The organism is Pseudonocardia bannensis, assembly GCF_012911875.1.
Lineage (GTDB): Bacteria > Actinomycetota > Actinomycetes > Mycobacteriales > Pseudonocardiaceae > Pseudonocardia > Pseudonocardia bannensis.
In genome coordinates this window covers 1-8,789 of sequence record NZ_JAAXKZ010000181.1, presented here as the reverse complement: position 1 = coordinate 8,789, position 8,789 = coordinate 1, and the positions used below count along the sequence as shown (strand labels likewise).

Below are 8,789 nucleotides of genomic sequence, written 5' to 3'. Positions count from 1 at the left end.
GGACAGCGGGAGGCACGACATCCCAGTGTGCCAGCTTCGGGACCTCGACCCTCTCCACGCGGCTGTGCCGACCACCGCGCTGTGAGTCGCCTCCCAGCACGGGCCCGACGGTGGCTTCGGAGCCGTTCGGATGGCACCCTGTTCAGGTGACTGCGCTGACCCTTCGGCTCGTGGCCCGACGCCACGTCGATCTGGGTCGTGTCAGCAGCGCGATCTGTCGGCCGATCCGATAGATCCGCGCCGAATCCCTTTCATGGACTGACCGTCCCGGCGCCGGACGCACCGGGCTCTGGGCTGACATGAGTCGCGGCGTGCCCGGCCGCGATCCGGAGGCCCCGAATTGCCCCCCACCACCACGCAGCCCAAGCGCAAGCGCGGCGAAGGCCAGTGGAAGCTCGGCCATCGTGAACCGCTCAACCCCAACGAGCGGACCAAGAAGGACGACGACGGCCTCAACGTCCGCGCCCGCATCGAGAACATCTACGCCAAGCAGGGGTTCGACTCGATCGACCCGGCGGACCTGCGCGGCCGCATGCGCTGGTGGGGTCTCTACACCCAGCGCAAGCCCGGGATCGACGGCGGCCGCACCGCGGCGCTGGAGCCCGAGGAGCTCGACGACCGCTACTTCATGCTCCGCGTCCGCATCGACGGCGGGGCCCTGACCACCGAGCAGCTGCTCGCGGTCGGCGAGATCTCGCAGCAGTACGCCCGGGACACCGCCGACGTCACCGACCGGCAGAACATCCAGTACCACTGGATCCAGATCGAGGACATGCCCGCGATCTGGGAGAAGCTCGAGGGTCTGGGCCTGCTCACGACCGAGGCCTGCGGCGACACCCCGCGTGTCATCCTCGGCTCGCCGGTCGCCGGGATCTCCGCCGACGAGAAGCTCGACCCCGAGCCCGCGATCCGGACGATCCTGGACCGCTACATCGGCAGCAAGGAGTTCTCCAACCTGCCGCGCAAGTTCAAGACCGCGATCTCCTGGCAGCAGGACGTCGCGCACGAGGTCAACGACGTCTCGTTCATCGGCGTCGAGCACCCCGAGCACGGCCCCGGCTTCGACGTGTGGGTCGGCGGCGGGCTCTCGACCAACCCGAAGATCGCGCAGCGGCTCGGCGCCTGGGTCCCGCTGGACGAGGTGCCGGACGTGTGGGCCGGGATCATCTCGGTGTTCCGCGACTACGGGTACCGTCGGCTGCGCCACCGCGCCCGGATCAAGTTCCTGGTCGCCGACTGGGGCGCGGAGGAGTTCCGCCGGGTCCTCGAGGACGAGTACCTCGGCCGCAAGCTGATCGACGGTCCGGCGCCGGCCACCCCCGAGCGCCCGATCGACCACATCGGCGTGCACAAGCAGACCGACGGCCGCAACTACATCGGGGTCGCCCCGGCGTCCGGCCGGGTGTCCGGATCGACGCTGATCGCGCTGGCCAAGGCCGTGGAGGCGGCCGGGTCGCGGCGGGTGCGGCTGACCCCGCAGCAGAAGATCGTCGTCCTCGACGTGCCCGACGACCAGGTCGAGTCGCTCAAGTCCGAGCTCGCGGAGCTGGGCCTGCAGGCCGATCCCTCGCCGTGGCGGCGGGCGACGATGGCCTGCACCGGCATCGAGTTCTGCAAGCTCGCGATCGTGGAGACCAAGGAGCGAGCCATCCGGCTCGTCGAGGAGCTGGAGCAGCGCCTCGCCGACGTGCAGGACTCGCTGGAGGTGCCGGTCTCGATCCACCTCAACGGCTGCCCCAACTCGTGCGCCCGCACCCAGGTCGCCGACATCGGGCTCAAGGGCCAGATCGTCACCGACGCCCAGGGCAACCAGGTCGAGGGCTTCCAGGTGCACCTCGGCGGCGGCCTGGGTCTCGACGCCGGCTTCGGGCGCAAGCTCCGTGGCCTCAAGGTCACCAGCGCCGAGCTGGGCGACTACGTGGACCGGGTCGTGCGCCGCTTCGCCGCGGCCCGCGAGCCGGGCGAGCGGTTCGCCCAGTGGGTCGTCCGGGCGGACGAGAACGATCTCAAGTGATGGTCTCTCACATCGTGGGAGGGGCGGAATGAGCGAGCGCGCCGTGCCCTTCTACTGCCCGTACTGCGGCGAGGAGGACCTGCGCCCCGCCGAGCAGACCGACAAGGTCCCGCACGGGGCGTGGTACTGCGCGGGCTGCCTGCGCACCTTCGTCTGCCGCTTCATCGGGATCGGAGTACCGGAGGTGACTCGATGAGTCCGTCAGCGAAGACGGAGCCGGCGGAGCAGGCACGGCTCGCCGACCTGCGCGCGGTGGCCGAGCGCGGGGCGAGCGAGCTGGGCCCGGACGCCACGGCCGAGCAGCTGCTGGCCTGGACCGCGGAGACGTTCGCCGATCGCTTCATCGTGGCGTCGAACATGCAGGACGCCGTGCTGGTCGACCTGGCGGCCAAGGCCAAGCCGGGTGTCGACATCCTGTTCCTGGAGACCGGCTACCACTTCGCCGAGACCATCGGCACCCGTGACGCGGTCGGCGCGGTCTACGACGTGACGATCGTCAACGCACTGCCCGACCGAACGGTGGCGGAGCAGGACGCGGCGGAGGGCCAGGACCTGTTCGCCCGCGAGCCGGACCGGTGCTGTCACCTGCGCAAGGTGGTCCCGTTGCAGCGGACGCTGGCCGGCTACGACGCGTGGGTCACCGGCGTGCGCCGGGTCGAGGCCCCGACGCGGGCGAACACGCCGTTGATCCAGTTCGACGAGAAGCACGGCCTCGTGAAGATCAACCCGCTGGCCGCGTGGAGCGACGAGGACATGGACGCCTACATCGACGAGCACAACGTGCTCGTCAACCCGCTGGTGCCGGCCGGCTACCCGTCCATCGGCTGCGCGCCGTGCACCGCCAAGCCGCTGCCGGGCGCCGACCCCCGCTCGGGCCGCTGGGCCGGCCGGGCCAAGACCGAGTGCGGTCTGCACGCATGACGATCGCCGGCAGATCCGCCGCACGTTCTGGAGGACACGCATGACCGCCCCTGCGCTGGACGCGCTCGAGGCACTGGAATCGGAAGCGATCCACATCTTCCGCGAGGTCGCGGGTGAGTTCGACCGCCCGGTGATCCTGTTCTCCGGAGGCAAGGACTCCACGCTGCTGGTCCACCTCGCGGTGAAGGCGTTCGCGCCGGCGCCGGTGCCGTTCCCGCTGCTGCACGTCGACACCGGGCACAACTACCCGGAGGTCATCGCTTTCCGGGACAGCCTCGTCGAGCGGCTCGGGCTGCGTCTCGAGGTCGCGCACGTGCAGGACTGGATCGACGACGGCCGCCTCGTCGAGCGCGCCGACGGGACCCGCAACCCGCTGCAGACCCAGCCGCTGCTCGACTCGATCGTCGAGCACCGCTTCGACGCCGTGTTCGGCGGCGGGCGCCGCGACGAGGAGCGGGCCCGGGCCAAGGAGCGGATCATCAGCCTGCGCGACGCGTTCGGCCGGTGGGACCCGCGCAAGCAGCGTCCGGAGCTGTGGAACCTCTACAACGGCCGGCACGCCCCGGGTGAGCACGTCCGGGTGTTCCCGATCTCGAACTGGACCGAGCTCGACGTCTGGCGCTACATCCAGCGCGAGAACATCGAGTTGCCGTCGATCTACTACTCCCATCAGCGGGAGGTGTTCCGCCGCGACGGCATGTGGCTCGCCGAGGGGCCGTGGGGCGGCCCGCGGGGGAACGAGACGCTCGAGCTCAAGACCGTCCGTTACCGGACTGTCGGCGACGGCTCGTGCACCGGCGCCGTGGAGTCGACGGCGACCACGTTGGACGAGGTGATCGCCGAGGTGATGGCCTCCCGGCTGACCGAGCGCGGCGCCACCCGGGCCGACGACCGGCTGTCGGAGGCCGCCATGGAGGACCGCAAGCGTGAGGGGTACTTCTAAGTGAGCCGCGATCTGCTGCGCTTCGCCACCGCGGGGAGCGTCGACGACGGCAAGTCCACGTTGGTGGGCCGGCTGCTCTACGACACCAAGTCGGTACTGGCCGACCAGATCGAGGCCGTCCAGCGCGCCTCGGTCGACAAGGGACTGTCCACACCCGACCTGTCGCTGCTGGTCGACGGCCTGCGCGCGGAGCGCGAGCAGGGCATCACCATCGACGTCGCGTACCGCTACTTCTCCACCCCGGTGCGCGAGTTCGTCCTCGCCGACACCCCGGGCCACGTGCAGTACACACGCAACACGGTCACCGGGGCCTCCACGGCCGAACTGGCCGTGCTGCTGGTCGACGCCCGGCACGGCGTGGTCGAGCAGACCCGCCGGCACGCCGCGGTGCTCGCCCTGCTGCGCGTCCCCCGGCTGGTGCTGGCCATCAACAAGATCGATCTGGTCGACTACGACGAGGCCGTCCTGCAGGCCATCGCCAAGGACTTCGCCGGACTCGCCCGCTCCCTGGGCTTCGCCGACGACGCGGTGCTGACCATCCCGGTCTCGGCGCTGGTGGGCGACAACGTGGTGGAGCGCAGCGAGCGCACCCCCTGGTACGACGGCCCGACGCTGCTCGGCCACCTCGAGTCGGTGCCCGTCACCGGCCCCGAGGTCGACGCGCCGTTCCGGATGCCGGTGCAGTACGTGATCCGCCCGCGGACCGAGGAGTTGCACGACTACCGCGGTTACGCGGGCCAGGTGGCGGCGGGCACCGTCCGCCCGGGCGACCAGATCGTCGTCCTGCCCTCGGGCCGGCGCAGCACCGTCGCGTCGGTCGAGACCGCCGACGGCCCGCTGGCGGCGGCGAGCGCGGGGCGTAGCGTCACCGTGCTGCTCGACGACGACATCGACATCTCCCGTGGAGACGTCCTCGCCGCCGTCGAGGGCGCCCCCCGGGTGACCGACGAGCTCGACGCCACGCTGTGCTGGCTGGCCGAGAAGCCGCTGCGCCCCGGCGCCCGGCTACTGCTCAAGCACGGCACCCGGACCACCCAGGCCATCGTCGGCGCGGTCACCGACCGTCTCGACACCGACACCTTCACGCTCTCCACCCCGGAGCAGCTGGAGATCAACGACATCGGCCGGGTCACGCTGCGCACGGCCGATCCGCTGCCCGTCGACGACTACGCCGACGTGCGGGCCACCGGCAGCTTCCTGCTGATCGACCCGCCGACCGGCAACACGCTGGCCGCCGGCCTCGTCGGCAGCCCGCTGGTGCTCGTCGACCTGCCCGGCGAGACCGCGCACACCCCCGGCCCCTAGAAAACAGAGGAACCTCCCGCGATGTCCCGGCTGCACGCCGCATCCCCCGCCACGAGGCGACCGGTCCTGGTGGCCGTGGCACACGGCAGCCGGGACGGCCGGTCCGCGGCCACGATGACCGAGTTGGCCGACGTGGCGCGGGCGCGGGCGCCGCACCTGGACGTGCGGCTGTCGTTCCTCGATTTCAACGCTCCCCGGCTGCCCGACGTCCTGGGCGGCCTGGGGACGGGGTCCGCGGTGGTGGTGCCGCTGCTGCTCGGCTCGGCCTACCACGCGCGCGTCGACATCCCCGCCGCCGTGGACGCCGCCACCCGCCGGCTGCCCCGGCTCGAGGTCGTGGTGTCCGACGTCTTGGGCAGCGCCCCCGGCGGTGGTGAGCCGCCCTCCGGTACCCGCCACTCAGGAGGGCGGAGCCCGCTGCTCGACGTGGCGTGGGCGCGGCTGCGCGAGGCCGGTGCCGATCCCGGCGACCCCGGTCTCGGGGTTGTCCTCGCCGCCGCCGGCTCCTCGAACGCGGTGGCCAACGCCGTCGTCGCCGACCTCGCCGCGGAGCGGCCCCTGACCGTTGCGGCCTTCGCCGCGGCCGCGCAGCCCGACGTCACCGCGGCCGTCGCCGAGCTGCGACGCCGGGGGGCCCGCCGGATCGCGGTCGCGCCCTGGTTCCTCGCGCCCGGCCGGCTGCTCGACCGGGTCGGCGACGCGGCCCGCGCGGCCGACCCCGGCGTCGTGCTGGCCGAGCCGCTGGGCGCGGCCCCCGCGGTCGCCGACGCGCTGCTCGACCGCTACCGCGCGGCAACTTCTGCCCTGAACGACACGGAACAGGTCCATGCCGCGGGCTGATCGGCACGTTCCCTGGGTGCCGCCGGCTGCACTGGTTCCGGACCTCGAGCGCTTCTGGCCGTCCCGGCGTGCCGACGACTTCGACGAGGACTGATTCCGGGCCGCTCGTCGAAGGCCCGATCGTCTGCGAAGTCGTCCGAGAAGTCCCGGAGTCGTCATGCCCACGCTCGTCCTGCTCGCCCTCGCCGGTTTCGGCGCCCAGCTCGTCGATGGAGCGCTGGGGATGGGCTACGGGGTCACCTCCACCACCCTGCTGCTGATCGCCGGCCTCGGTCCGGCCGCGGCCAGCGCATCCGTGCACCTGGCCAAGATCGGCACGGCGCTGGCGTCGGGGTACGCGCACTGGCGCTTCGGCAACGTCGACTGGAAGCTGGTCGGGCGGCTCGGCGTCCCCGGCGCGATCGGGGCTCTGCTCGGGGCGCTGCTGTTGTCCCATCTGTCCGCGCAGGCGGCAGCGCCGCTGATGGCCGGGCTGCTGATCGTGATCGGCGCGTTCATCCTGATCAAGTACGCGGTCGCGGCGCCCCCCGAGGCGACCGCGCGGACCTCGCCGCACGGCCGGCGCTTCCTCACCCCGCTCGGCTTCGTCGGCGGCTTCGTCGACGCCACCGGCGGGGGCGGGTGGGGCCCGGTGTCCACCGCGTCGTTGCTCACCGCCGGTCGCACCGCCCCCCGCACCGTGATCGGCTCCGTGAGCACGTCCGAGTTCCTGGTGACCGTCGCCGCCAGCCTGGGGTTCGTGATCGGGTTGGGCGGTGCGGGCATCGACTGGCTCGCGGTCGCGGGCCTGGTGGTCGGGGGCATGCTCGCCGCACCGCTGGCCGCATGGTTGGTCACCAAGCTGCCCGCCGCCGTGCTGGGGGCGGCCGTCGGCGGCCTGATCGTGCTGACCAACGCCCGCACCATGTTCGCCGCCGTGGGGGTCGCTGGCAGCCCGCGGATCGCGGCCTATGTGGTGATCGCCGTCGTCTGGTTGGTCCTCGTCGGGATGGCGGTCCGCCGGGTGCGCGTAGCGCGCCGGTCCGCCCCGGCCGAGGAACCCGCCGTGGAGGAGCAGCGGGCGGCCTGAGGCCGGTCGTCAAGTCCGGACATTTGAAGGCGGCCCGCCGCATGCCGGACGCCGTGTTGTGTATCGGGGCTGGGCATCGCACGATTGGGTGGTGTCCTCGACTGCGCTGCCCTCGCAGCCCGTTCCCGCCGGAGTCCGGCGTGCGGACGGCCCGTCGACGGCTGCGTCCCTGACCCGGATCCTCGTGGCGGATCTGGAGCGGTTCTGGCCGTCGCGTCGGGGCCACGCGTTCGACGAGTTCTGTCGCTGACCTCTCGGCACCTCCCCCGCTGACCCGCGTCCGCGTCGGCGCGCGAGCTCGCGCGCAACTCCCGCACGTCCTCTCCCCCGGAGCCGTTCTTTCATGCGCACTCTCATCGTCTTCGCCGTCGTCGGGTTCGGCGCCCAGCTCGTCGACGGCGCACTCGGCATGGCCTACGGCGTCACGTCGACGTCGTTGCTGCTGATCGCCGGGATCAACCCGGCCGCCGCCAGCGCCTCGGTCCACCTCGCCGAACTCGGCACCACGCTCGTCTCCGGCGCCTCGCACTGGCGCTTCGGAAACGTGGACTGGAAGCTCGTCCTGCGGCTGGGCGTGCCCGGCGCGATCGGAGCGTTCCTCGGCGCCACCGCGCTCTCGGCGCTGTCCACACAGGACGCAGCTCCGATCATGTCCGGCATTCTGCTGGCGCTCGGCGTCTACATCCTGCTGCGCTTCTCGATCCGTCCGCCGAAGGCGCCGACCGCACGGATGTCGCCGCACCGCAAGCGGTTCCTGTCCCCGCTCGGCCTGGTCGCCGGCTTCGTCGACGCCTCCGGTGGCGGCGGATGGGGCCCGGTGGCCACCCCGGCACTGCTCACCGCGGGCCGTACCGCGCCACGCACCGTGATCGGCTCGGTGGACACCTCCGAGTTCCTGGTCGCGCTCGCCGCGAGCGTCGGCTTCCTGATCGGTCTGGGCACCGAGGTACTGGACCCGTTCACGATCGGCGGACTGCTGCTCGGTGGTGTCCTGGCCGCGCCGCTGGCCGCCTGGCTGGTCACGAAGGTCCCGACGCCGGTGCTCGGCACCGCGGTCGGCGGCATCATCATCCTGACCAACACCCGGACGATCCTGCGCGCCGCAGAGATCGACGGCGGCCTGCGCACCACCATCTACCTGATCATCGTCGCCGCCTGGATCGCGGCGGTGGGCGTCGCGGTGGCCAAGGTCCGCGCGGCCCGCGCCGAGGTTCTCGGCACGACCCGCCTGGCGGTCGCCGACCACACCGGCGTCGAGGTTCCGGCCGGCCGGGGTGTGGCCGTGCAGGAACACCGCGCCGACGACCTGGGATGACGGGCCCGGACCGGTCGCGGCGGCTCACCCGCCGCCGCGACCGTGATCATTGCCGCACGGCCAGCGCGCTGTGTCCGGTCGGGGAGAACACCGCCCGACCCGACACCACATAGGAGAACCTCCATGGCCACCCCCGCCGACCGGGATCGCATCCGCCAGTCCATCGCCGACCGTCTCCTGAGTTCCCTCGACGATCTCGTGCAGCGTCACCGCGCGCTGGCCCTGCACGGCGAGCACATCGGGCTGCACGCGGAGCTCATCACCGCCGAGGTGGCGCACGAGCTCGCGATGACCCGCAGCGCCCTGCACCGCCACCCGCAGGTCCGCCGAGCCGGCTGATCTCCCTGGCCGAGCACCCCCACGCCCGGCCAGGGAGATCAGC

Annotated in this window: 10 protein-coding genes; all 10 read left to right on the top strand. The window is 72.3% G+C overall.

Features of this window, described 5'->3' with window-relative positions; all coding sequences use genetic code 11:
• Window positions 1-110: 110 nt before the first annotated feature.
• The 10 genes from HF519_RS33430 to HF519_RS28265 all read left to right on the top strand — a co-directional run bounded on the left by HF519_RS33430 (window position 111) and on the right by HF519_RS28265 (window position 8,746).
• Window positions 111-233, top strand: coding sequence for a putative leader peptide (locus tag HF519_RS33430; protein ID WP_369009265.1), 123 nt, complete (start codon window positions 111-113; stop codon window positions 231-233).
• A 107-nt stretch (window positions 234-340) separates the two neighbouring features.
• Window positions 341-2,014, top strand: a complete 1,674-nt coding sequence (locus tag HF519_RS28305) for a nitrite/sulfite reductase (RefSeq protein ID WP_169416043.1) — start codon at window positions 341-343, stop codon at window positions 2,012-2,014.
• A gap of 28 nt (window positions 2,015-2,042) precedes the next feature.
• Window positions 2,043-2,210, top strand: a complete 168-nt coding sequence (locus HF519_RS28300; protein WP_169416042.1) for an Insertion element protein — start codon at window positions 2,043-2,045, stop codon at window positions 2,208-2,210.
• Window positions 2,207-2,935, top strand: a complete 729-nt coding sequence (locus HF519_RS28295) for a phosphoadenylyl-sulfate reductase (protein WP_169416041.1) — start codon at window positions 2,207-2,209, stop codon at window positions 2,933-2,935. The genes HF519_RS28300 and HF519_RS28295 overlap by 4 nt, the downstream gene beginning before the upstream one ends.
• Window positions 2,936-2,975: 40 nt before the next feature.
• Window positions 2,976-3,878 carry a sulfate adenylyltransferase subunit CysD gene (gene cysD / locus HF519_RS28290; RefSeq protein ID WP_169416040.1) on the top strand — a complete coding sequence of 301 codons (903 nt, stop codon included), beginning with the start codon at window positions 2,976-2,978 and terminating at the stop codon, window positions 3,876-3,878.
• Entirely contained in the window at window positions 3,879-5,183 is a 1,305-nt protein-coding gene (locus HF519_RS28285; protein WP_169416039.1) for a sulfate adenylyltransferase subunit 1, read from the top strand.
• A gap of 21 nt (window positions 5,184-5,204) precedes the next feature.
• The gene (locus tag HF519_RS28280; RefSeq protein ID WP_169416038.1) at window positions 5,205-6,023 is read left to right on the top strand and encodes a sirohydrochlorin chelatase; all 819 of its coding nucleotides are present in this window, start codon (window positions 5,205-5,207) and stop codon (window positions 6,021-6,023) included.
• A gap of 157 nt (window positions 6,024-6,180) precedes the next feature.
• Window positions 6,181-7,092: a sulfite exporter TauE/SafE family protein gene (locus tag HF519_RS28275; RefSeq protein ID WP_169416037.1), complete on the top strand. Its 912-nt coding sequence runs from the start codon at window positions 6,181-6,183 to the stop codon at window positions 7,090-7,092.
• 343 nt (window positions 7,093-7,435) lie between these two features.
• Window positions 7,436-8,407: a sulfite exporter TauE/SafE family protein gene (locus HF519_RS28270; protein WP_169416036.1), complete on the top strand. Its 972-nt coding sequence runs from the start codon at window positions 7,436-7,438 to the stop codon at window positions 8,405-8,407.
• Between the two features lie 123 nt (window positions 8,408-8,530).
• The gene (locus HF519_RS28265) at window positions 8,531-8,746 is read left to right on the top strand and encodes a hypothetical protein (protein WP_169416035.1); all 216 of its coding nucleotides are present in this window, start codon (window positions 8,531-8,533) and stop codon (window positions 8,744-8,746) included.
• Window positions 8,747-8,789 lie beyond the last annotated feature (43 nt).